We start from the raw sequence: 21,346 nt of genomic DNA, 5'->3' as shown, positions 1-21,346 counted from the left end.
TTAAATTGTATTTAGTACGAGGTTTAATACGCTTTCGATTACTTGTTCAATTGGTTGTGTCCCATCAACAACTTTAATACGTTCTGGGAAACGCTTGATTACTTCATGATAACCTTCGTAAACGGTTTGATGAAACTCTATGCTTTCTAAATCTAAACGGTCAACTTTTCTACCGTTTGAAAAAACGCGTTTTAACCCAATATGCGGTGGGACATCAATAAAAATCGTTAAATCTGGTAAACAATCATCAATTGCAAAGCGATTGATTTCAAATACTTTATCAATACCTAAGCCTCTTCCATGACCTTGATAAGCTAAACTAGAATCAATAAAACGATCACATAAAACATGGTTTCCTTTTTCTAATGCAGGCAATATAATTTCTGCCATATGTTGACGTCTGGCTGCAGCATAAAGGAGTGCTTCTGTTCTTGCATCCATTTCTGTATTTTCAACATCTAAAATGATGTGTCGGATAAGTTCGGATATTTTAATGCCACCAGGTTCACGGGTGGTTGTAATTGGTAGATTCATTTTTAGTAATTGTTCAACAACTACTTTAATGACAGATGTTTTCCCAGAACCTTCAGGTCCTTCAAAAGTTATAAATTTTGGTTTCACGTGTTGTCACTCCTTCATCTCTTTTGTCTATTATCGCATATTTCATTCATTTTTTGAATATGATTTTAATAAATAGACGGTTTAATTAAAGGGTTTATAAAAAGCCCTAATCGCTTAAAAAAGTAAAATGAGAAACGGTCATTAACGTTTCTCATAATTAATGGTTTTTAAATATAATCCTTCGGCTTTAGCAACATGTTTCATTGATAAGTCATCCGGGTGGTTAAGTGCTTCTTTAACTGTATTTTTTCCAAAGTCAATATCGTAGATTACTTGGCCAATCATCATTCTAATCATATTCCTTAAAAACCCATCCCCACATATTTCAATAATCGTTTGACCTGATGCGTAGTAAGCTTTTATTGATTTAATTGTTCTTGTGGTATCTTCTACATTAACGGCTTTTGAAAACGATCTAAAATCATGTTTACCTTGAAAAACACTTATATTTTCATTTAATGTGTTTAAATCAATCATTTTATGATAATAGGTGTATTTTGATTTGAATGGATCTTTTATGTGGCTAATTTTATAAACATATGTTTTATCTACAACATCATATCGTGCATGAAAAACTTGCGGAACATCTTCTGCTTTTATAACATAGATAGCCTCATCTAACATTGTATTGAGCAAAGATTTAATTTTATGTGTGGGTAGTGGGTTTACGGTATCGAAATGTATCACTTGATGCAACGCGTGGACACCTTTATCAGTGCGTGAGGCACTTTGTAGCTGAATGGAATCTTTAAGTAGATTGTTTAAGCACCCTTCTAGTGTTTCTTGAACTGTAGAGGCGTTTAGTTGACGCTGTGAACCACTGTACTGACTGCCATCATAGGAAATATCTAGCCGAATGCGCCTACTATTAGTTCGTAATTTTTCAACATAAATGGACCTAATTAAATCGTGGTTTGTTTTTAATTTAGCGATATAGTTTTGATCGTTGTAATCAAAGTACACTAAGTAGTAACTTAAATAATAACTAACGTCATTTACGATAATATTTCTATACTTACTTAATGTTTCTACAACATTATCTTTCGTAAAAATCGATTCTTTTCCTGGTATTTTTAAAGCGATTTGTACATCTAAAAGATGCTCTAAATCGCTTATGTTTTGAGTATTTATAAGTTGTTCAATCATATTAGTACACCACCCTTAATACAATGGTTAATGTTAACATCGCAATACTAAAAATAATCGTAAATGTATCAATCGCTGTCCATGTTAGTAAGTGCAATCTTGTTCGCATTTTCCCCGGTACAAAAGAGCGTGCTTCCATTGCATCGGCTAGTTCATCACTTCGTTTAAAGGAAATAATAAACATTGGTATAAGTAAGGAGATAATTTGCATGACTTTATCTTTTAATTTACCTTCAGTAAAATCTACACCGCGGCTAGCTTGTGCAAGCATAATTTTATTGGCTTCGTCTAAAAGCGTAGGAATGTAGCGCAAGCTAAGGGCTATAATCATTGCCATTTCCTCAGTATTAACGCGAACATACTTGAGAGGTTTTAATACAGCTTCTAATCCTAAGTTTAAATCCGTTGGCTTTGTGGTGAGTGTTAGTATCGTTGAGAGTGTAACGATTATGATTAAACGCATCATGATAAAAAACGCGGTTTCTAGACCTTGTTCATAAACGGTGAATTGGCCCACTCTATAAACATCACCTAACTCTAAGTTTATGAGCACATAAAATGATATAAATACTGTAAACAAGAAATAAATGAGTTTAAGTTTAATATATTTTTTAGTGACTATCCATATAAAGATTATTGCACCGACTAGTAAGAAATTAAGAATGGAATAATTTAAAGCATAATCAAATACGATTTCACCTTGAGTATTGAAGAAAATTTGAAATGAAAAAGTGAAAAATAGTAAAAACATTAAAGGTCTCAGTCCTAAATAAACGCGTTTTACACTAATTCTACCAATAATTAATATAAATAATATAATCATCATTCCGATAAACATTTGTGTAAATGTCCCTATCATAAAGGCTGCAACCATCAAAATAATGAGTGCAATAATTTTGGTTCTTGGATCCATTTTATAAAGGAAACTATTCCCTGGAATAAAACGTCCAATTACAATGTTTTTCATGCCAATCCCTCCTCAATAAGTGCTACTAACTCTTCTTGAGAGCGTGGATTTTTAGGAAATTTTACATGAAATTTTTGCTCGATTAACCTTGTTAATTGAAGTAAATCGGGTACATCAAGGTTCCATGAATCTATATTTTTACTCGTGAATAGTGACATAGGATTACCATCATATACTAAATAAGAATCTCTCATAACTAAAACACGTTTTGCATAAGAATAAACGGTGTTCATATCGTGCGTAATAATAATGACAGTTTTATTTAATTTTTGATGAATATCAAAGAATACTTTTAATAACTCGTCGCGTCCTACAGGATCAAGACCGCTTGTAGGTTCATCAAGAATTAAGATATCTGGTTGCATTGCTAAAATACCAGCAATACTAACACGTTTTTTCTCCCCACCACTTAAATTAAATGGTGTGCGACTTAAGTAACTTTTATCTAACCCAACGATTTCAATAACTTCTTCAGCGCGTTTAATTGCCGTTGCTTCATCGACACCATAGTTTTTCGGACCGAAAATAATGTCTTTTAATACTGTTGCTTCAAAGAGTTGATATTCTGGAAACTGGAAAACTAATCCAACCTTTTGTCTAATTGGATTTAGTTTAACCTTTTTCTTTTTTACAACTTCTTTATTTATCTTGATGCCAAGTATATCAACTTGACCAGCTGTTGGTGTAAGTAAAGCATTCATATGCTGGACAAGTGTTGTTTTTCCGCTACCAGTTTCTCCAATTAGTGTGATAAACTCTCCTGTTTTTTCAATGTTTAAGCTAACATTGGATAGTGCTAAATACCCTTTATTATCAATGCCGTGATATTTGAAATCTACACGTTCAAACTTAATGCCCACAAATAGTCCCTTAACTCTTTTTTATTGATATTTGATTCTTCTAGTTTGTACATGATTTTTAAAGGGAGGAGAAGTTCTAAATTGGATTTTTCTAGTGTTTCTTTATCTCTTAATATATTTTCTGATGTATCAACTTTTAATATTTCACCGTTTTTTAATACCACAATGCGGTCGCTTAACACCGCTTCTTTCATATCGTGTGTGATGGTGATAATGGTTTTACCTTCATTACTGAGTTGTTGCATATAGTTTAAAATCATGCGACGTCCTTTAGGATCTAGCATTGATGTGGCTTCATCAAATATTATAATATCTGTGTTCATTGCTAAAATACCTGCAATAGCAACACGTTGTTTTTGCCCACCACTTAGTGCGTGAGGTTCTTTGTTTAAAAATTCGCTCATATTTACTTTATGTGCGAAGGTTTCAATGCGTTCAATCATTTCTTCTCGTGGAACTTGTAAATTTTCTAGACCAAAAGCGATGTCATCTCTAACGGTGACACCGACAAATTGATTGTCTGGATTTTGGAAAACAATACCTACTTTTTTTCTAATATCATAAACTGTTTCGTAAGATAAAAGAATATCATCGATATAGATATCTCCTGATTTTGCTTTTAATAAGCCTATGATAAGTTTAGATAAAGTCGATTTTCCACTTCCGTTATGCCCTAAGATTGATATCCACTCACCTTTTCTTATAGTAAGGTTAATATCTTTTAAAACTGGTTTATCTTGGGTATAGTGAAAGTTCAAGTTTTTTATCTCTATGATGTTCATGTAATCACTCCTTGAAACCTTCTTTATTATATCAAATGTTGAGTTAAATTGCGATGAAATCGTATAAAAGAAAAATGCGAGCAAGCTCGCATTTTAATTATTCGACAAATTCGATGATAGCCATTTCCACACCGTCTCCGCGACGAGGTCCAAGTTTCATAATTCTTGTGTATCCTCCGGCGCGTTCTTGAAAGCGTGGTGCTATATCAGAAAACAACTTTTGTAAAGCGTTTTGATCTTCGGTTACATCTAAAAAGCGTACAGTTTCAGCAGCTTGTCTTCTTGATGCTAAGGTATTTTTCTTACCTAAGGTTACCATTTTTTCAACAAGGCGTCTTAACTCTTTCGCTTTTGTTACTGTCGTTTCAATGCGTTCATGGATAATGAGTTGAGTCACTAAGTCACGAAGCATCGCTTTTCTTTGATCGCTTCTGCGATTTAATTTACGATATCCAGCCATAAAAACCTCCTATTAATGTCTTGCAAGTGATAGACCGAGATCTTCAAGCTTTTGTTTAACTTCTTTGAGTGATTTTTTACCTAGATTACGAACTTTCATCATGTCTTCTTCAGTTTTGTGAGTAAGTTCATCTACGGTATGAATCCCTGCGCGTTTTAAACAATTATAGCTTCTTACAGATAGATCAAGATCTTCGATTTGCATTTCTAAGATTTGAGAGTTTTGTTCAGACTCTCTTTCAACCATATAGTCTTCTTCTTTCGCTTTTTCTGAAAGTTCAACTACGACTTCTAAATGATTGATTAGCATTTTAGCAGCCATACCCAGTGCTTCTTTTGGTGATAGGCTACCATTTGTTTCAAGTTCAACGATTAATTTATCTAAGTCAGCAACATCGTCATGACGTGTTTTTTCAACATCGTATTTAACGCGTTGTACTGGTGTATAGATACTATCAATTGGAATCACGCCAACAACACGGTTAAAGGCTTTGTTTTTCTCTGCACTAACATAACCAATTCCGCGTCTTGCAGTCATTGTCATTTTAAATGATCCTTTTGTAACCGTTGCGATGTGTTGGTCTTCATTGATAATGGTTACATCATTATCGTGAATAATATCTTTAGCCGTAATCGTGTGTGGGCCTTCAACACTAATTTCTAGCTTTTTCTCTACATCAGGATCATCACTATCAATAGAGAGCACCACATCTTTTAGATTAAGTACGATGGTTGTAACATCTTCGACAACGCCTTCGATTGCGGAAAATTCATGTTGTACGCCGTCAATTTGGCAGTTAATAATTGCAGATCCTGGTAAACTTGATAATAAGATTCTGCGTAATGAATTTCCTATAGTAATTCCATATCCGCGCTCTAGTGGGCTGATTTCGAATTTACCACGAAAATCATCAGTCTCAATAATTCTTGTATCCGGTTTTTCGAATTTTAAGTCTTTCAATTTAACAACCTCCCTTGTTTAATTTCAAAACTAGCCACGAGGTCGTTTTGGTGGACGACATCCGTTATGAGGGACTGGTGTTACATCCTTAATTGAAGTAATTTCTAATCCCGCGGTTTGTAATGAACGAATTGCAGCTTCACGACCAGGTCCTGGTCCTTTTACAGAAACTTCTACTCTTTGCATCCCGTGTTCCATTGCAGCTTTAGCACAAGCTTCGCTTGCGATTTGTGCAGCATATGGAGTTGATTTACGGCTTCCTTTGAATCCGAGAGCGCCTGAACTTGTCCAAGCGATAGCATTTCCGCTAGGATCCGTAATTGTAATAATTGTATTATTAAAAGTCGAATGAATATGCGCGACTCCGGAAGGAATGTTTTTTCTTACGCGACGTTTAGTTCTTGTTTTACGTGCCATATTAATTTCCTCCTATTTCTTCTTATTAGCTACTGTTTTACGTGGCCCTTTACGGGTACGTGAATTGTTACGTGTATTTTGTCCACGTGTTGGTAGCCCTCTACGATGACGCATTCCTCTATATGAACCAATTTCTTGTAATCGTTTGATGTTTAGAGAAACTTCTCGTCTTAAGTCACCTTCTGTTTTCACTTTAGCGACTTCACTTCTTATGCGTACTAATTCTTCTTCGGTTAAATCTTTTACGCGTGTATCTTCAGAAACTTCAGCAGCTTCTAAAATTTGTTTTGATATGGTATTCCCAATTCCGTATACATATGTTAATGCGATAACTACGCGTTTATCTCTTGGGATATCTACACCAGAAATACGTGCCATGTGTGCACCTCCTATTAACCTTGTCTTTGTTTATGCTTTGGATTTTCGCAAATGACCATTACTTTGCCCTTGCGTTTTATCACTTTACATTTATCACAAATTTTCTTTACTGATGGTCTTACTTTCATTATTAATTTCCTCCTTTGGAGCTTTCAATCTTTATTTATGTCTGTAGGTTATACGCCCACGTGTTAAGTCGTATGGTGATAATTCAACCGTGACTTTATCCCCAGGTAAGATGCGTATGTAATACATACGGATTTTACCCGAAACGTGCGCTAATATTTGATGACCGTTTTCTAATTCTACTAAAAACTGTGTATTTGGTAACGCTTCAACAACTTTACCTTCAAGTTCAATTTTATCTTCTTTTGCCATGATGATTCCTCCTTATAACACGGTTAGAAGTATACATTCTTCTTCTGTAATGAGGATCGTGTGTTCATAATGAGCACTGTAGGCACCATCAACTGTGACAGCGGTCCATTGATCCTCTAACACTTTTACTTCTTTTCTTCCAACATTGACCATTGGCTCAATAGCTAAGGTCATACCTGGTTTAAGTATAGTGCCTTTATTTGGTAGTCCATAGTTTGGAATCTGTGGGTCTTCGTGTAAGTTTTTTCCGATTCCATGTCCTACAAATTCGCGAACAATGCTAAATCCTTGTGACTCTGCATAGGTTTGAATGGCGTGCGATATATCAGATAATCGGTTACCGCTTCTTGCGTATTTCAGTCCCTCAAACAGTGATGCTTCGGTTACTTCTAGTAATTTTTGAGCTTTTTCTGAAATTTTTCCTACAGGATATGTCCAAGCTGAATCGCCGTGGTATCCCTTGTAGTTTGCACCTATATCTACTTTGATAATATCGCCATCTTTAAGAATTCGGTTTTTAGATGGTATTCCGTGTACGACTTCTTCGTTAATTGAAGTACAAGCACTGCCGGGGAAACCTCCGTAACCTTTAAATGAAGGGGTAGCGTTATGTTCACGTATAACCTTTTCGACGATTTGATCAATATCATAAGTCGAGATTCCGGGTCTAATCATATCTTTTATCGTTTCATGCGCTAAAGCGACTATTCGTCCAGCTTCTCGCATAAACTTAATTTCTCGGTTTGATTTAATGGTAATCATTAAGCTTCACCTAAAGCTTTTTTGATATCCTGATAAACTTCATCGAAAGATTGCATCCCGTCAACATTTTTTAAAATGCCTCGATTTTTATAATACTCAATAATTGGTTTCGTTTTATTTTCATATATATCTAAACGATTTTTAACTGAGCTTAATTGATCATCTGTTCTTTGATATAACTCGCCACCACATTCATCACAAACCCCATCTTGTTTGGGTGGTTTAAATGATAGATGATAGCTTAGTCCACACTTTTTACAAACACGTCTTCCAACCATGCGCTCTAAAATTGCTTCTTTATCGACAGTAATGTTGATAACCGCTGTTAGTTTAGAGTTCATTTGATTGAGCATCTCATCAAGTGCTTCTGCTTGTGCAACTGTACGCGGATAACCATCAAGTAAAAAACAGCGTTCTGCATCTTCACGTAAGAGACGTTTACGAACAATTTCATTCGTTATATCATCCGCGACTAAATTGCCTTTATCGATATACTTCATTGCTTCTATTCCAAGGGGTTCATTGTTTCTAAATGATTCACGAAACATTTCACCTGTTGAAATATTTGTTAACTGAAATTCTTCTACTAGTTTGGCAGATTGACTACCTTTACCAGCACCTGGGGGCCCCATGAGTAAAATTTTCAAGACATAACCCCCTATTTCAAGAATCCGCTATAGCTCTTACCTTGTACATCGGTTTTGATTTGTTTTGTAGTTTCAATGGCTACCCCAACAACGATAAGTAATGAGGTTCCACCGATTTGCACATAACTAGGTAGTCCAAAAATGATTGCTGCAATAATAGGTAAAATCGCAACTAGAACTAAATATAGTGCACCGATGACTGTAATTTTAAAGAGTAGCTTTGAAATGTAGTTTTCGGTTTCTCTTCCTGGTCTAATCCCTGGAATGTATGCATTTTGTTTTTGTAAATTGTTAGCCATTTTATCTGGATTGATTTGTACGAACGAATAAAAGAACGTAAAGACAATGATTAAAATGACATAGATTGCTAATCCAAGTGGTCTTGTGTAATCAAACATTTCACCAAGCCATAATCCAGCTGTTGTACTAGCTAAACCTGGAACAAAACTTACCACAGTTTGCGGCAAACTTAAAATGGTTACTGCGAAGATTACTGGGATAACACCTGCAGAGTTAATTTTTAATGGAATGTTCGAGTCTTGTTTCCCTTTGAAACGACTAGACCCAGGACGGTTTGAATATTGAATCGGTACTTTTCTAACTGCAGATTGCATGTAAGTTACGCCAACTAATACAAGTAAATAAACGATTACGATAATTCCAAATGTTGAATAACTCGCAAGGTTAGTACCTGTTCCTCTTAAATAATCATCAGCAAGTGATCTAAACATACCAGGTATACCAGCAATAATCCCTGCAACGATAATCATTGAAGTTCCATTTCCGATTCCTTTTAATGTAATTTGATCAGCTAACCAAAGTAAGAACGCTGTCCCACCTGTTAAAACAAGTGCTAAGTATGTAAATGTTAGGAAGTTTGGATCTCCCCAAGCAAATATTGCGCCACCTGAAGATAAATGAAATCCGTAAATCATACCAAGTGCTTGAATAAATGCAAGCCCAATCGCTAAATAGCGTGTTACTTGATTGATTTTTTGTTTTCCTGATTCGCCTTCTTCTGACCATTCTTTTAGAATTGGAACGATGTCCATTTGTAATAATTGAATAACGATAGATGCGGTAATGTATGGCCCAATACCAAGTGCTATAATTGAGAAATTACTCAATGCACTACCTGTAAAGGCATCCATAATTCCTAAAAACCCACCACCAGCAGTGTCAAATACACTTCTGATTTCCGCTGGATTAATTAATGGAATATGAATATAAATCGCTAATCTGTAAATAAGAAATGCAAGGAGTGTGAAGTAAATCTTTTTCATCACATCTTGATTCTTTAATACCGCCTTGATTGTTTCCATTAAATCACCTCGACGTTTCCACCAACAGCCTTAATTTTTTCCTCAGCTGAAGCTGTAAATTTATTTGCTTTTACTGTTAACTTCTTTTCGAGAGTGCCATTTCCTAAAATTTTAATTGGTAATGTTTTTTTAGTAACTAAACGGTCTGCAAGTAATAATTCTGGTGTAATTTCCGTTCCGTTATCATATTTGTTTAAAGATTCGACGTTTACAATTGAATATTCAACGCGGTGTGGGTTTGTAAAACCAACTTTTCTTAGACGTTTGAATAATGGTGTTTGACCACCTTCAAATCCTAAACGAATTGTTGCACCAGCACGTGCACGTTGTCCTTTGTGTCCTGCACCAGCAGTTTTTCCAGTACCACTACCTGTTCCACGGCCAACACGTTTTTTGGCATGCGTTGATCCAGGTGTTGGTTTTAATTCATGTAATTTCATATGGGTACCTCCTATTTCTCAACAACATTCACTAAGTGAGAGATAATGTTGATCATTCCCCTAATGGTTTCTGTATCTTGTTTTACTACAGTTTGATTAATTTTGTTTAAACCTAGTGCTTTAGCTGTTTTTCTTTGTTTTGGTTTTGTAGCAATTAAACTTTTTACTAAGGTGATTTCTAAATTTTTCATATTATCTCAAAATCTCCTTTGCAGTTTTTCCACGTGTGCGAGCTACTTCGTCAGCTGTACGTAAATTTACGAGTGCATCCATTGTTGCTCTAACAACGTTGATTGGTGTTGCTGAACCGAGTGATTTACTTAAAATGTCATGTACGCCTGCAGCTTCTAATACTGCACGTACTGGTCCTCCTGCGATTACCCCTGTCCCTTCGACAGCTGGTTTTAAGTATACATGCCCTGCACCGTGACGTCCTTCAATTGCGTGTGGAATAGTTGTTCCATACATTGGGACTTTGATAAAATTTCTTTTTGCATCTTCAATGGCTTTTTTAATAGCATCTGGTACTTCTTGCGCTTTTCCAGTACCAAATCCAACTTGTCCATTTTTATCACCGACTACGACTAAAGCGCTAAAACGGAAACGACGTCCACCTTTAACAACTTTCGTAACACGGTTTATATTTACAACGCGTTCTTCGTAGATGTTTTCTTCTCTTCTTTTGCGTCTATTACGATCTTTTTGCATTGGCTTACCTCCTTATTAGAATTCTAATCCTGCAGCGCGTGCAGACTCAGCTAATGCTTTGACACGGCCATGATATAAATATCCACTTCTGTCAAATACAACTTTTATAATATCTTTTTCTAATGCTCTTTCAGCGATTAATTTACCTACTACTTCAGCACCTTTTATATTGCTAGCATTTGTAGCTTCTGAAAAGTCTTTTTCGACGGTTGAAGCACTTACTAAAGTGATTCCATTAACATCGTCGATTAATTGTGCTGAGATGTTTTTATTCGAGCGAAATACACTTAAACGCGGTCTTAAAGCTGTACCAACTAAAGTTTTTCTGATACGTAAGTGTCTTTTTTGACGCATTGTATTTCTTGGTTTCTTGTTAATCATAATTTCACTCCTAACTACTACTTAGCAGTTTTTCCTTCTTTACGACGTACATATTCGTCTACATAACGAATTCCTTTACCTAGATACGGTTCAGGTTTACGGATCGCACGAATGTTAGCAGCAAACTCACCAACGAGTTGTTTGTCAATTCCTGAAATAGAAATTTCTGTGTTTTTAACTACTTCGACAGTTAATCCTTCTGGAATAGTTAATTCAACAGGTTGAGAATATCCTGCGCTTACGACGATATTTTTACCTTGTACCGCTGAACGGTAACCAACTCCAACCATTTGAAGTTTTTTAGTATACCCCTCGCTAACGCCAACAACCATGTTTTGGATTAACGCACGAGTAGTACCGTGTAAGGTTTTGTTTTGTTTGGTTTCTGAAGGTCTTTCAACCGTCACGTTTGATTCATCTATATTTACTGACATGTTTTCATGAACAGTCATAGATAAAGTTCCTTTAGGCCCTTTAACTTCAACAAGTTGTCCATCAACTGTTAAGGTTACGCCTTGAGGTAATGTAATTGGTTTCTTCCCAATACGACTCATCTTTCGTACCTCCTTTATTTAATTACCATACGTATGCTAAAATTTCTCCGCCAACGTTTTGTTTGCGTGCTTCACGGTCAGTCATTAACCCTTTTGAAGTTGAAATTATAGCGATACCTAATCCATTTAATACTTTAGGAATTTCACCTTGCTTAGCGTAGACTCTTAGTCCAGGCTTTGAAATTCTTTTAAGTCCTTTAACTACACGTTCATTTTGCATATATTTTAAAGTGACGCGCAATTGATTGCTTGGGTTACCATTAATAACCACTACATTAGTAATATACCCTTCTTCACGAAGAAGTTCTAAAACTTGTAATTTTAGTTTCGATGCAGGGATATCAACTGTTTCTTTTTTCATTTGGTTCGCGTTTCTAATACGCGTTAACATATCAGCAATAGGATCTGTCATTACCATAAATAATTGCCTCCTCCCAAAATATTAGGAATATAAATTTTTACCAACTTGCTTTTTTAACGCCTGGTATTTGTCCTTTGTATGCTAATTCACGGAAACAAATACGGCATAATTTAAATTTACGAATAACGGCATGTGGTCTACCGCAGCGCTCACAACGAGTATACTCACGTACATCGTATTTTTGAGGGCGTTTCGCTTTTACCTTCATTGATGTTTTAGCCATAATAGCCTCCTTAATTTTTTCTAAACGGCATGCCTAATTGTGTAAGTAATTCTTTAGCTTCTTCATCAGTATCAGCCGTAGTTACTATTACAATATCCATACCACGAACACGATTGACTTTATCGTAGTTGATTTCAGGGAAAATTAATTGTTCTTTGACACCTAATGTAAAGTTTCCTCTTCCATCAAACGCCTTAGGGCTTACCCCTTGAAAGTCACGCACACGTGGAAGTGCAATGTTCATGAGTTTATCTAAAAATTCGTACATTCTTTCACCACGAAGCGTTACTTTGCAACCGATAGGCATACCTTCTCTTAATTTGAAAGATGCTATAGATCTTTTCGCTTTTGTAATGAGTGGTTTTTGTCCTGTAATTTGCGCAAGTTCAGCAACTGCATCATCTAATGCTTTCGTGTTTGCTACTGCATCTCCTACACCGATATTAAGAACAATTTTTTCTACTTTTGGTACTTGCATCACTGATGAATAATCGAATTTTTCAACGAGTGATGAACGGATTTCGTTATTATATCTTTCTTGTAAACGATTCATCCACTAATGCCTCCTCTCTCGGTTAGTCTAAGACCTCGCCAGATTTTTTTGCAACACGTACTTTACGTGTAACTTCTTTTTTCTTCACAGTTTCTGTGATTGTTTTGTATCCTACTCTTGTAACACCTTTTTTATCCACAATCATAACATTAGATACATGGATTGGCGCTTCATATTCTAAAATTCCCCCATCAGGGTTTGCTTGAGTAGGTTTCGCGTGTTTCTTGATGATGTTCACGCCTTCAACTAATACACGATCAGTTTTAGGGAAGACTCTTAACACAGTACCTTGTTTCCCTCTAGCTTCACCAGAGATGACTTGTACTTTATCACCTTTTTTAATTTTCATACGTTCTCCTCCTACTCTTTATAATACTTCTGGAGCTAGTGATACGATTTTCATAAAACCTTTTTCACGTAACTCTCTTGCTACTGGACCGAAAATTCGGGTTCCACGTGGAGATTTGTCTTCACGCACGATTACAGCAGCATTATCGTCGAATTTAATATACGTTCCATCAGGGCGTCTTATTTCTCTAACAGTACGTACGATTACAGCTTTCACGACTTCACCTTTTTTAACGGCTCCGCCCGGTGTCGCTTGTTTTACTGTAGCGGTGATAATGTCACCAACTCTTGCATATTTTCTTCTAGTTCCTCCGAGAACTTTAATAGTTAAAATCTCTTTAGCACCAGAGTTATCAGCAATTTTTAATCTTGATTCTTGTTGAATCATATTAAAGAACCTCCTTTTAAGCTCTACTAAACGAGAACTTTGCTCTCTACGATTTCAAGTAAGCGGAATTTTTTTGACTTAGAAAGTGGACGGGTCTCCATAATTCTAACAACATCTCCGACTTTAGCTTGATTATTTTCGTCATGTGCAGCAAATTTATTAGATTGTTTTACTTGTTTTCCATATAATCTATGTTTTTTAGCTGTTTCAACCATTACTGAAATTGTTTTGTCTGCGCTTGCAGATACGACAGTGCCAGTAAGGATTCTTCTACGATTACGTTCCATCGAATTCTCCTCTCGTCTTACTTCGCATCGCGTTCGTTTAAAACGGTTTTCATACGCGCAATTGCTTTTTTTACTTTGCCAATACGAGCAGTATTTTCTAATTGACCTGTTGCTTGTTGAAAACGAAGGTCGAATAATTCTTTTTTAAGTGCAATGATTTCACTATTTATTTTAGTAGTGTCCCATTCTCTAATTTCGTTAGCTTTCATTAGAATCACCACTTTCTTTCTTAATTACTTTTGTTTTAACTGGTAATTTATGCGCAGCAAGACGTAAACATTCTCTTGCGATATCTTCAGGTACACCAGCTACTTCGAACATGATTGTTCCTTCTTTTACTACTGCTACCCATCCTTCTGGAGATCCTTTACCAGATCCCATACGTACTTCCATAGGTTTAGCAGTTTTTGCTAAATGTGGGAAAATTCTAATCCATAATTTTCCTTGACGCTTCATATTACGATTAATCGCAATACGAGCAGCTTCGATTTGACGGTTTGTAATCCAAGCTCCTTCAAGAGATTGAAGTGCAAATTCACCAAAGTTGATTGTTGTACCACCTTTAGCTTTTCCTTCATATGATACTCTATGAGGGCGTCTATATTTTGTTCTTTTTGGTGTTAACATTATTTTGCCCCCCTTTTCTTTTCAGGCAAGATTTCACCTTTGTAAATCCAAACTTTAACGCCTAGTTTTCCGTATGTAGTTGCTGCTTCTGCTGTTGAATAATCAATGTCCGCGCGTAAAGTATGTAAAGGAACATTCCCTTCACTATAACCTTCGCTACGTGCCATTTCAGCACCACCTAAACGTCCAGATACTAGGGTTTTACATCCTTTAGCGCCTGCTCTCATAGCTCTTTGAATAGCCATTTTTTGAACACGTCTAAATGATGCGCGGTTTTCTAATTGTTGAGCGATTGAATCAGCTACTAATTTAGCGTCTAACTCAGGTTTTTTCACTTCAACAACATTTAATATAATATCTTTTTTAGTTAATTGTTGTAATTTTCCAACAACTTCGTTTTTAACAGAACCTTCTCTACCGATAACCATTCCTGGTTTAGCAGTATGTACTGTTAAGATAATTCTATTTTTAAGTCTCTCAATTTCAATTTTTGAAACTGCAGAGTTCACATATAATTCTGATAATAAATCACGAATTCTTATATCTTCTTGTAACAAATCAGCGACATCGTTTTTATCAGCATACCAACGAGAATCCCAATCTCGAATAATTCCAACTCGTAATCCGACCGGACTTACTTTTTGACCCATTTAGATTCCCTCCTTTACTCTTTCTCAGCCACTACAATTGTTGTATGGCTGGTTCTTTTCAAGATTTGTGATGCGCTTCCTTTTGCACGAGGTCTAATACGTTTTAAGGTTGGACCTTCTCCTACGTAAATTTCTTTAACATAAAGGTTTTCAGCATCCATATTATAATTGTGCTCAGCGTTTGCAATTGCTGAAAGTAATAACTTTTCAACCATTGGTGAGGCTGCTTTTGGTGTGTGGTTTAAAATTGCTAATGCTTCGCCTACGTTTTTACCTCTAATTAAATCGATTACTAATTTTACTTTGCGAGAAGAAATGCGAACCATCTTTACTTGTGCTCTAGCTTCCATAATATCCTCCTCTACTTTCTCTTAGCTTTCTTGTCTTTTTCGTGTCCACGGTAACTTCTAGTAGGAGCGAACTCTCCCAATTTATGTCCAACCATGTCTTCTGTAACGTATACAGGTACATGTTCTTTTCCATTGTATACCGCAATAGTATGACCTACGAATTGAGGGAATATAGTTGAACGTCTAGACCATGTTTGAATCACTTTCTTTTTGTTTTCTTGGTTCATTGCATCGACTTTCTTTAAAAGATGATCGTCGCAAAATGGACCTTTTTTAACCGAACGTGCCATGTATGAGTTCCTCCTTTCCTATTTCTTACGTCTAACGATTAAGCGTTCGCTAGCTTTTTTAGATTTTCTAGTTTTAAGACCAAGAGCTGGTTTACCCCAAGGAGTAACTGGGCTCTTACGTCCGATAGGTTGTCTACCTTCTCCACCACCGTGAGGGTGATCTACAGGGTTCATTACTGAACCACGTACGGTAGGTCTTGTTCCCATATGACGTGTGCGTCCTGCTTTACCAATATTAACCAATTCATGATCTTCGTTTCCTACTTCACCAAGTGTTGCGCGACAAGTAGAAAGAATTTTTCTAACCTCACCCGAAGCAAGTTTAACAAGTACATACTTTTCTTCGCGTCCTAAAATTTGTGCACTTGTTCCAGCTGAACGAACAAGTTGTCCACCTTTATTAGGTGCAAGTTCAATATTATGTATTGTGCTACCTACTGGGATGTTTTTAAGTGGTAATGCATTACCTATTTTGATATCTGCAGTTTCTCCAGACTCGATAAACATACCTACTTTTAATCCTTTAGGTGCTAAAATATATCTTTTTTCACCATCTGCATAATTGATTAAAGCAATATTTGCAGTACGGTTTGGATCGTATTCAATGGTTGCTACGCGTCCAGGAATACCATCTTTATTTCTTTTAAAGTCAATAATACGGTATTTTCTTTTTGCGCCTCCACCTTGATGGCGAACAGTGATTTTCCCTTGATTATTACGTCCAGATTTTTTATTAAGTTTTACAAGAAGTGATTTCTCTGGTTTGTCAGTTGTTAGTTCTGCATAATCAAGGCTAGTCATGTGTCTTTGACCATTTGTGATCGCTTTATGCTTTTTTAAAGCCATTACGGTAACCTCCTTTTTAAATGATTATTACGCTGAGAAGATCTCAATTTTGTCTTCTTTTGCCAATGTTACGATTGCTTTAGTAAGTTCTGCTTTGTAACCTTGGTGTTGTCCAACGCGTTTCTTTTTAGGTGTAGTGTTAATAATATTAACTGCTAACACTTTAACTTCGAATAATTCTTCGACTGCTTTTTTAATTTGAATTTTATTTGCGCGTTTATCTACTGAGAAAGTGTACTTGTTTAAGTTTTCAACTAATAACATGCTTTTTTCAGTGATAATAGGGCGCTTGATGATTTCTGATGCTAACATTACCCAAGCACCTCCTCATATTTTTTAACTGCGTCTTGTGTAGTTACCATAACTGGGTAGTTAAGTAATTCATAAACACTTGCTTGTTCTACTGTTGTTACGAAAACCCCAGGTATGTTACGAGCAGCTAATGCTACAGTTTCGTTCATTTGGTCTAAAACGATCATCACTTTACCTGAAAGTGAAAGATTGTTTAATACCTGAATCATGTCTTTTGTTTTAGGTGTTTCAAGTGCTAAAGCATCTAAAACAAAAATTTGCTTATCATTAACTTTAGAAGATAAAACGGATTTAAGTGCTAATCTTCTAACTTTACGATTAACTTTTAAAATATAACTACGTGGTGTTGGTCCAAAGACAACACCTCCGCCAACCCATTGTGGTGAACGGATTGATCCTTGACGAGCGCGTCCAGTTCCCTTTTGTCTCCAAGGTTTACGTCCTCCGCCACGAACCTCACTACGAGTTTTACTATCGTGAGTTCCTTGACGCATTGCAGCGCGTTGTGATTTTACAACGTCGAATAAAGCTTGCTGATTTGGTTCAATTCCAAATACTGAATCTAGTAAGGTAATCTCTCCAACATTTTCTCCAGCTTGATTTAACAATGCTAATTTTGGCATTTCAAATCCTCCTTTCAAGTACTATTCTACTGACTCTTCCGAGCTGTTATTTTGTGCAGTGTATTGTGATGGATCTAACGGTTGGATTGATGGTGTTTTTACACCGCGTTTTACAACGACTAATCCACGTTTTGGTCCAGGAACGTTACCTTTTATAAGTAAAATATTTCTTTCAACGTCCACTTTTACGACTTCTAAATTTTGAATTGTTACTGTGTCCACACCCATGTGTCCTGGTAATTTTTTACCTTTTCTTACATGGTTAGGGTCGATTGATCCCATTGAACCAGGTCTTCTGTGATAACGCGATCCGTGAGCCATTGGCCCGCGACTTTGGTTATGACGTTTGATAACCCCTTGGAATCCTTTACCTTTTGAAGTACCGGTGACATCTACGATTTCACCCTCTTCAAATATATTTACTCTAATCTCTTGACCTACTTCGAAATTGCTTAATTCAGTTCCTGCAATCTCTTTAATGTAGCGCTTAGGGTTAGAGTTAGATTTCGCGAAATGTCCTAATTCAGGTTTATTCGCTAAGCGTTGACGCTTGTCTTTGAAGCCCAGTTGTACAGCTTCGTAACCATCGTTCTCAATGGTTTTCTTTTGTAGAACAACGTTAGGTTCACAACTAACAATGGTTACTGGGACAAGTTGTCCGGTTTCATTGAATATTTGAGTCATTCCTATTTTTGTTCCTAAGATACCTTTGGCCATGAGTACACCTCCTATATTATTTTAAAATGATATCCACACCAGATGGTAAGTCTAAATGCATTAACGCATCGATAGTTTGTGGTGTTGGATTCAAAATATCGATTAGACGTTTATGCGTACGTCTTTCGAACTGTTCACGTGAAGTTTTGTTAACATGCACACTTCGTAAGATTGTGAACACCTCTTTTTCTGTTGGTAACGGAATTGGACCAGAGATAGTTGAACCAGTCTTTTTCGCAGTATCAACAATTTTCTTTGCCGATGTGTCTAACAATCTGTGATCATAAGACTTTAATCGGATTCTGATTTTTTGATTTGCCATTAATAATGTCCTCCTTTCGCCTACAATATATTCATAGACTTGCTCCATGGAAATTTACTCGAACACACATAGACAACGCCTACGCGTGTGTCAACAACCTCCCACATCACAGCCTGACTCCGGCGAGAGTCTATGATATCTTACCAAAAAAAAAGACCTATTGCAAGTCTTTTTCTTTATTTTTATATAAAAACAACGAAGTATCGCTTTTTTCTCTAAAATAAGCCATTTTTTACTCTATGAGCCAAATGTTTTTTCGGTCAAAATCAATGATTTTTTCGTTTTTCATGTTTGCAAGTTCTCGCGATAAGGAAGGTCTTTGAACACTTAAGATTTTAGATAATTTTTCTTTACTTTCAATGAAAATTTTACTTTTATTTTGTTTTTTTCTTTCAAGGTCAATCCAAAACAACACTTTTTCTCTAATGTTAACTTGTCTTAACAGCTTATTGTTAAGGTTAAGTTCTAAGGCTTTTGAACTTAATTTTGATATGTAAAGAGATCTAAATGCTTCGGATGTATTTAGTAAATGAATTAAATTGTGTTTTGTGATGTAGACTATTTGGGATTCCTCAATAGTCTCTAAAGTTCCAGGGTAATAAGGATTATTTGAAAAAATTAAGAAGTCGCCGAATACATCCCCTTTACCTAACTCACTAAAGATGAATTCATTACCATCTAAAGAATAGTGGCTTAACTTTAGTTTTCCGTTAATGATAATACCAATTGAATCACACAAATCTTGTTCGTTAAATACAACATAACCTTTTGGATATACACATATTAAAGATAAGTAAAACTTAATTGAACTATTATTTATAATATTTAACAATAGTATCACCTCGTAACATATGTTACATATTTATTGTACAAATTATTATAACATATGGTTGTGAATAATGAAGAGGTGATTTTATGAAACGCATTTCAAATGTTTTATTACTAATCTTAGTTTTTTCGTTACTGGGTTGTTCTAATGAAAGTAACGCTGATTCTATAACCGTTATCGTTCCAAACGGTTCTACAAGTATTGCACAAGCTTATTTAGAATATACTTTAAAGGATTCTGATATATATGATTATAACGTATTAAGAGTATCAGGACCGGAACCCTTAATTGCTGCATTTGTAAATGAAGAGTTTGACTTTATTATAGCTCCGATTAATTTAGGTGCTAAGTTGATTAATACTGGTGCTAACTATACTTTTTTAGCTACAATCACTGAAGGCAACTTATTATTAGCATCTAGAAAGCCTTTATTGAGTATCCATGATTTGTCTGGTAAACATATCATTGCTTTTGGACAAAACAACACACCTGATATTGTCTTACAAAGCATTTTAAGTGCTATAAATTTTAATAGTTCACCAACTATTGAGTATGTCGGAAATACACAAGCAACACTTGCAGAACTTCTAAGAAGCGAAGATTCGATAGTGTTAATATCTGAACCTTTTGTGAGTATGTCTAATAATCATCTAGAAGAAGTATTTCTTATCGACTTAAATCAAGTTTGGCAAGAATTATTAGAACTTCCATCGTTTCCACAAGCAGGTCTATTTGTTAAAAATGATGTATCACCACATTTAATCGAGCAATATATGCAGCTTTTTGAAGAAAGTATTATATTTGCAAATACCTATCCAAATCTCTTAGCTCACTATTGCAATGAGTTATCCTATCCTTTTGATTCTAATATTATCTCGCATTCAATTGAACGAAGTGGCTTAGTATTTAATCCAGCGCTTGATGCTAAAGAATCGGTTGAAGCGTATTTTAATTTCATATTGGACAAAAACCCAGATCTGATTCATAATAAATTGCCTAATGAATCCTTCTATTATAATAAGGTTAAAGAATAATGAAAAAAATACTATTTGGCTCGTTGATGATTTTTTTGATTTTATTGATTTGGGAACTATATGCTTTACGCGTTAACAATATATACATCTTTCCAACTGTTACACATGTTTTCAATGCTTTATTAACGTTATTAAGCGATAAAAGCACCTACATGATTATTGTAAACTCCTTTACTCGCTTAATTATATCTTTGATTTTAGCAGGAGGGATTGGAATCGGGTTGGGTCTGCTAGCGGGTCAGTGTTATTGTGTAGACTATTTCTTAAATCCTATAGTAGTTAGTTTAAGAACTTTGCCTGTTGCGTCTGTCATAATAATCATCCTTATATTATTCGCGCGTAACAATGCATTATTCGTGATAACATTTCTTATGCTTTTTCCAATTATTTATGAGGCTACAAAACAAGGTGTACTTCATATAGAAAAAAATTTAAAAGATGCCCTTTTGTTAGAACAAGTTCATTTTATCTATAAGCAATTTTATATCGTGCTACCATTATCTTTTCCTTATATTAAGACTGCTATTTTGCAAAGTATCGGATTAGGCTTTAAAGTACTAGTAATGGCTGAGTTTATTTCACAAGCTGATAACAGTATTGGTAGAGCTTTATATTTTGGATCTATTAGTATTAATTATGCAAATGTTTTTGCCTGGACTATTATATTGATAGTGATTGTTACCATAATAGAAAATTTAGTAAAAAAACTAAATACAATATAAAAACACTTTCTTACTAAGAAT

General features: G+C 35.4%; 38 protein-coding genes. 2 read left to right on the top strand and 36 right to left on the bottom strand.

The genetic code is table 11. The annotated features are described in order from the left end of the window. From tmk to ACHAJD_RS04290, 36 genes are all read right to left on the bottom strand, one after another. Complete coding sequence (tmk, locus tag ACHAJD_RS04465) at positions 1–621, bottom strand: dTMP kinase (RefSeq protein WP_435584670.1); 621 nt, start codon at positions 619–621, stop codon at positions 1–3. A 141-nt stretch (positions 622–762) separates the two neighbouring features. Continuing rightward, positions 763–1,767: a tRNA pseudouridine(38-40) synthase TruA gene (gene truA, locus ACHAJD_RS04460; RefSeq protein ID WP_435584669.1), complete on the bottom strand. Its 1,005-nt coding sequence runs from the start codon at positions 1,765–1,767 to the stop codon at positions 763–765. A gap of 1 nt (position 1,768) precedes the next feature. Further along, a complete protein-coding gene (locus ACHAJD_RS04455) occupies positions 1,769–2,734 on the bottom strand; it encodes an energy-coupling factor transporter transmembrane component T family protein (RefSeq protein ID WP_435584668.1) in 966 nt (321 codons plus the stop codon). Then, a complete protein-coding gene (locus ACHAJD_RS04450; protein WP_435584667.1) occupies positions 2,731–3,594 on the bottom strand; it encodes an energy-coupling factor transporter ATPase in 864 nt (287 codons plus the stop codon). The genes ACHAJD_RS04455 and ACHAJD_RS04450 overlap by 4 nt, the downstream gene beginning before the upstream one ends. Continuing rightward, positions 3,570–4,376 (bottom strand): energy-coupling factor transporter ATPase, encoded by an 807-nt coding sequence (locus ACHAJD_RS04445; protein WP_435584666.1) that lies wholly within the window; start codon positions 4,374–4,376, stop codon positions 3,570–3,572. Before ACHAJD_RS04445 ends, ACHAJD_RS04450 begins: the two co-directional genes overlap by 25 nt. Before the next feature lie 97 nt (positions 4,377–4,473). Further along, the gene (gene rplQ / locus ACHAJD_RS04440) at positions 4,474–4,836 is read right to left on the bottom strand and encodes a 50S ribosomal protein L17 (protein ID WP_435584665.1); all 363 of its coding nucleotides are present in this window, start codon (positions 4,834–4,836) and stop codon (positions 4,474–4,476) included. Between the two features lie 12 nt (positions 4,837–4,848). Continuing rightward, positions 4,849–5,796 (bottom strand): DNA-directed RNA polymerase subunit alpha, encoded by a 948-nt coding sequence (locus ACHAJD_RS04435; protein ID WP_435584664.1) that lies wholly within the window; start codon positions 5,794–5,796, stop codon positions 4,849–4,851. 30 nt (positions 5,797–5,826) lie between these two features. Beyond that, positions 5,827–6,213 carry a 30S ribosomal protein S11 gene (rpsK, locus tag ACHAJD_RS04430; RefSeq protein ID WP_435584663.1) on the bottom strand — a complete coding sequence of 129 codons (387 nt, stop codon included), beginning with the start codon at positions 6,211–6,213 and terminating at the stop codon, positions 5,827–5,829. 12 nt (positions 6,214–6,225) lie between these two features. Then, positions 6,226–6,591, bottom strand: coding sequence for a 30S ribosomal protein S13 (gene rpsM / locus ACHAJD_RS04425; protein WP_435584662.1), 366 nt, complete (start codon positions 6,589–6,591; stop codon positions 6,226–6,228). A 14-nt stretch (positions 6,592–6,605) separates the two neighbouring features. Then, positions 6,606–6,719, bottom strand: coding sequence for a 50S ribosomal protein L36 (gene rpmJ / locus ACHAJD_RS04420; protein ID WP_022299089.1), 114 nt, complete (start codon positions 6,717–6,719; stop codon positions 6,606–6,608). Positions 6,720–6,750: 31 nt separating this feature from the next. Beyond that, positions 6,751–6,969 (bottom strand): translation initiation factor IF-1, encoded by a 219-nt coding sequence (gene infA, locus ACHAJD_RS04415; RefSeq protein WP_435584661.1) that lies wholly within the window; start codon positions 6,967–6,969, stop codon positions 6,751–6,753. Between the two features lie 12 nt (positions 6,970–6,981). Beyond that, positions 6,982–7,731 carry a type I methionyl aminopeptidase gene (map, locus tag ACHAJD_RS04410; RefSeq protein WP_435584660.1) on the bottom strand — a complete coding sequence of 250 codons (750 nt, stop codon included), beginning with the start codon at positions 7,729–7,731 and terminating at the stop codon, positions 6,982–6,984. Then, positions 7,731–8,378 carry an adenylate kinase gene (locus ACHAJD_RS04405; RefSeq protein WP_435584659.1) on the bottom strand — a complete coding sequence of 216 codons (648 nt, stop codon included), beginning with the start codon at positions 8,376–8,378 and terminating at the stop codon, positions 7,731–7,733. Before ACHAJD_RS04405 ends, map begins: the two co-directional genes overlap by 1 nt. A gap of 11 nt (positions 8,379–8,389) precedes the next feature. Beyond that, positions 8,390–9,700, bottom strand: coding sequence for a preprotein translocase subunit SecY (gene secY / locus ACHAJD_RS04400; protein ID WP_435584658.1), 1,311 nt, complete (start codon positions 9,698–9,700; stop codon positions 8,390–8,392). Beyond that, positions 9,700–10,140 carry a 50S ribosomal protein L15 gene (gene rplO / locus ACHAJD_RS04395; protein ID WP_435584657.1) on the bottom strand — a complete coding sequence of 147 codons (441 nt, stop codon included), beginning with the start codon at positions 10,138–10,140 and terminating at the stop codon, positions 9,700–9,702. Before rplO ends, secY begins: the two co-directional genes overlap by 1 nt. Before the next feature lie 11 nt (positions 10,141–10,151). Then, positions 10,152–10,331 carry a 50S ribosomal protein L30 gene (gene rpmD / locus ACHAJD_RS04390; protein WP_435584656.1) on the bottom strand — a complete coding sequence of 60 codons (180 nt, stop codon included), beginning with the start codon at positions 10,329–10,331 and terminating at the stop codon, positions 10,152–10,154. A 1-nt stretch (position 10,332) separates the two neighbouring features. After that, positions 10,333–10,848 (bottom strand): 30S ribosomal protein S5, encoded by a 516-nt coding sequence (rpsE, locus tag ACHAJD_RS04385; RefSeq protein WP_435584655.1) that lies wholly within the window; start codon positions 10,846–10,848, stop codon positions 10,333–10,335. Between the two features lie 15 nt (positions 10,849–10,863). Then, entirely contained in the window at positions 10,864–11,229 is a 366-nt protein-coding gene (gene rplR, locus ACHAJD_RS04380; protein ID WP_435584654.1) for a 50S ribosomal protein L18, read from the bottom strand. Between the two features lie 17 nt (positions 11,230–11,246). Continuing rightward, on the bottom strand, positions 11,247–11,783 hold the full coding sequence (gene rplF / locus ACHAJD_RS04375; protein WP_435584653.1) for a 50S ribosomal protein L6: 537 nt from the start codon (positions 11,781–11,783) through the stop codon (positions 11,247–11,249). Positions 11,784–11,805: 22 nt separating this feature from the next. Then, a complete protein-coding gene (rpsH, locus tag ACHAJD_RS04370) occupies positions 11,806–12,201 on the bottom strand; it encodes a 30S ribosomal protein S8 (protein WP_435584652.1) in 396 nt (131 codons plus the stop codon). Positions 12,202–12,241: 40 nt separating this feature from the next. Continuing rightward, positions 12,242–12,427 carry a type Z 30S ribosomal protein S14 gene (locus ACHAJD_RS04365; RefSeq protein WP_435584651.1) on the bottom strand — a complete coding sequence of 62 codons (186 nt, stop codon included), beginning with the start codon at positions 12,425–12,427 and terminating at the stop codon, positions 12,242–12,244. Positions 12,428–12,437: 10 nt separating this feature from the next. Then, the gene (gene rplE, locus ACHAJD_RS04360) at positions 12,438–12,980 is read right to left on the bottom strand and encodes a 50S ribosomal protein L5 (RefSeq protein ID WP_435584650.1); all 543 of its coding nucleotides are present in this window, start codon (positions 12,978–12,980) and stop codon (positions 12,438–12,440) included. Positions 12,981–13,002: 22 nt separating this feature from the next. Continuing rightward, positions 13,003–13,329, bottom strand: coding sequence for a 50S ribosomal protein L24 (rplX, locus tag ACHAJD_RS04355; protein ID WP_435584649.1), 327 nt, complete (start codon positions 13,327–13,329; stop codon positions 13,003–13,005). 18 nt (positions 13,330–13,347) lie between these two features. Then, a complete protein-coding gene (gene rplN / locus ACHAJD_RS04350) occupies positions 13,348–13,716 on the bottom strand; it encodes a 50S ribosomal protein L14 (RefSeq protein WP_435584648.1) in 369 nt (122 codons plus the stop codon). Between the two features lie 26 nt (positions 13,717–13,742). After that, a complete protein-coding gene (gene rpsQ, locus ACHAJD_RS04345) occupies positions 13,743–14,003 on the bottom strand; it encodes a 30S ribosomal protein S17 (RefSeq protein ID WP_435584647.1) in 261 nt (86 codons plus the stop codon). 17 nt (positions 14,004–14,020) lie between these two features. Then, positions 14,021–14,212, bottom strand: coding sequence for a 50S ribosomal protein L29 (rpmC, locus tag ACHAJD_RS04340; RefSeq protein ID WP_435584646.1), 192 nt, complete (start codon positions 14,210–14,212; stop codon positions 14,021–14,023). Beyond that, a complete protein-coding gene (gene rplP / locus ACHAJD_RS04335) occupies positions 14,202–14,630 on the bottom strand; it encodes a 50S ribosomal protein L16 (protein WP_435584645.1) in 429 nt (142 codons plus the stop codon). Before rplP ends, rpmC begins: the two co-directional genes overlap by 11 nt. Then, positions 14,630–15,280 (bottom strand): 30S ribosomal protein S3, encoded by a 651-nt coding sequence (rpsC, locus tag ACHAJD_RS04330; RefSeq protein WP_435584644.1) that lies wholly within the window; start codon positions 15,278–15,280, stop codon positions 14,630–14,632. Before rpsC ends, rplP begins: the two co-directional genes overlap by 1 nt. Before the next feature lie 14 nt (positions 15,281–15,294). Further along, complete coding sequence (gene rplV, locus ACHAJD_RS04325; protein ID WP_435584643.1) at positions 15,295–15,630, bottom strand: 50S ribosomal protein L22; 336 nt, start codon at positions 15,628–15,630, stop codon at positions 15,295–15,297. Between the two features lie 11 nt (positions 15,631–15,641). Further along, entirely contained in the window at positions 15,642–15,920 is a 279-nt protein-coding gene (gene rpsS, locus ACHAJD_RS04320; RefSeq protein ID WP_435584642.1) for a 30S ribosomal protein S19, read from the bottom strand. Positions 15,921–15,938: 18 nt separating this feature from the next. After that, on the bottom strand, positions 15,939–16,766 hold the full coding sequence (gene rplB / locus ACHAJD_RS04315; RefSeq protein WP_435584641.1) for a 50S ribosomal protein L2: 828 nt from the start codon (positions 16,764–16,766) through the stop codon (positions 15,939–15,941). 27 nt (positions 16,767–16,793) lie between these two features. Next, positions 16,794–17,078 (bottom strand): 50S ribosomal protein L23, encoded by a 285-nt coding sequence (gene rplW / locus ACHAJD_RS04310; RefSeq protein WP_435584640.1) that lies wholly within the window; start codon positions 17,076–17,078, stop codon positions 16,794–16,796. Then, entirely contained in the window at positions 17,078–17,701 is a 624-nt protein-coding gene (gene rplD, locus ACHAJD_RS04305; protein ID WP_435584639.1) for a 50S ribosomal protein L4, read from the bottom strand. Before rplD ends, rplW begins: the two co-directional genes overlap by 1 nt. 21 nt (positions 17,702–17,722) lie before the next feature. Then, positions 17,723–18,418 (bottom strand): 50S ribosomal protein L3, encoded by a 696-nt coding sequence (gene rplC, locus ACHAJD_RS04300; protein ID WP_435584638.1) that lies wholly within the window; start codon positions 18,416–18,418, stop codon positions 17,723–17,725. Positions 18,419–18,434: 16 nt separating this feature from the next. Beyond that, positions 18,435–18,740, bottom strand: a complete 306-nt coding sequence (gene rpsJ / locus ACHAJD_RS04295) for a 30S ribosomal protein S10 (RefSeq protein WP_435584637.1) — start codon at positions 18,738–18,740, stop codon at positions 18,435–18,437. Positions 18,741–18,972: 232 nt separating this feature from the next. Then, positions 18,973–19,572 carry a Crp/Fnr family transcriptional regulator gene (locus tag ACHAJD_RS04290; protein ID WP_435584636.1) on the bottom strand — a complete coding sequence of 200 codons (600 nt, stop codon included), beginning with the start codon at positions 19,570–19,572 and terminating at the stop codon, positions 18,973–18,975. Positions 19,573–19,655: 83 nt separating this feature from the next. Between ACHAJD_RS04290 and ACHAJD_RS04285 the strand changes: the two genes are divergently transcribed. Together ACHAJD_RS04285 and ACHAJD_RS04280 are read left to right on the top strand one after the other, a co-directional pair. Beyond that, entirely contained in the window at positions 19,656–20,603 is a 948-nt protein-coding gene (locus tag ACHAJD_RS04285) for an MqnA/MqnD/SBP family protein (RefSeq protein WP_435584635.1), read from the top strand. A gap of 35 nt (positions 20,604–20,638) precedes the next feature. Further along, a complete protein-coding gene (locus tag ACHAJD_RS04280) occupies positions 20,639–21,325 on the top strand; it encodes an ABC transporter permease (protein ID WP_435584634.1) in 687 nt (228 codons plus the stop codon). The last annotated feature ends 21 nt before the right edge of the window (positions 21,326–21,346 follow it).

This window comes from Liberiplasma polymorphum (assembly GCF_043951795.1).
GTDB lineage: Bacteria > Bacillota_I > Bacilli_A > Izemoplasmatales > Izemoplasmataceae > Liberiplasma > Liberiplasma polymorphum.
The sequence above is the reverse complement of the archived record's forward strand: the minus strand, read 5'-3'. Positions and strand labels throughout refer to the sequence as shown.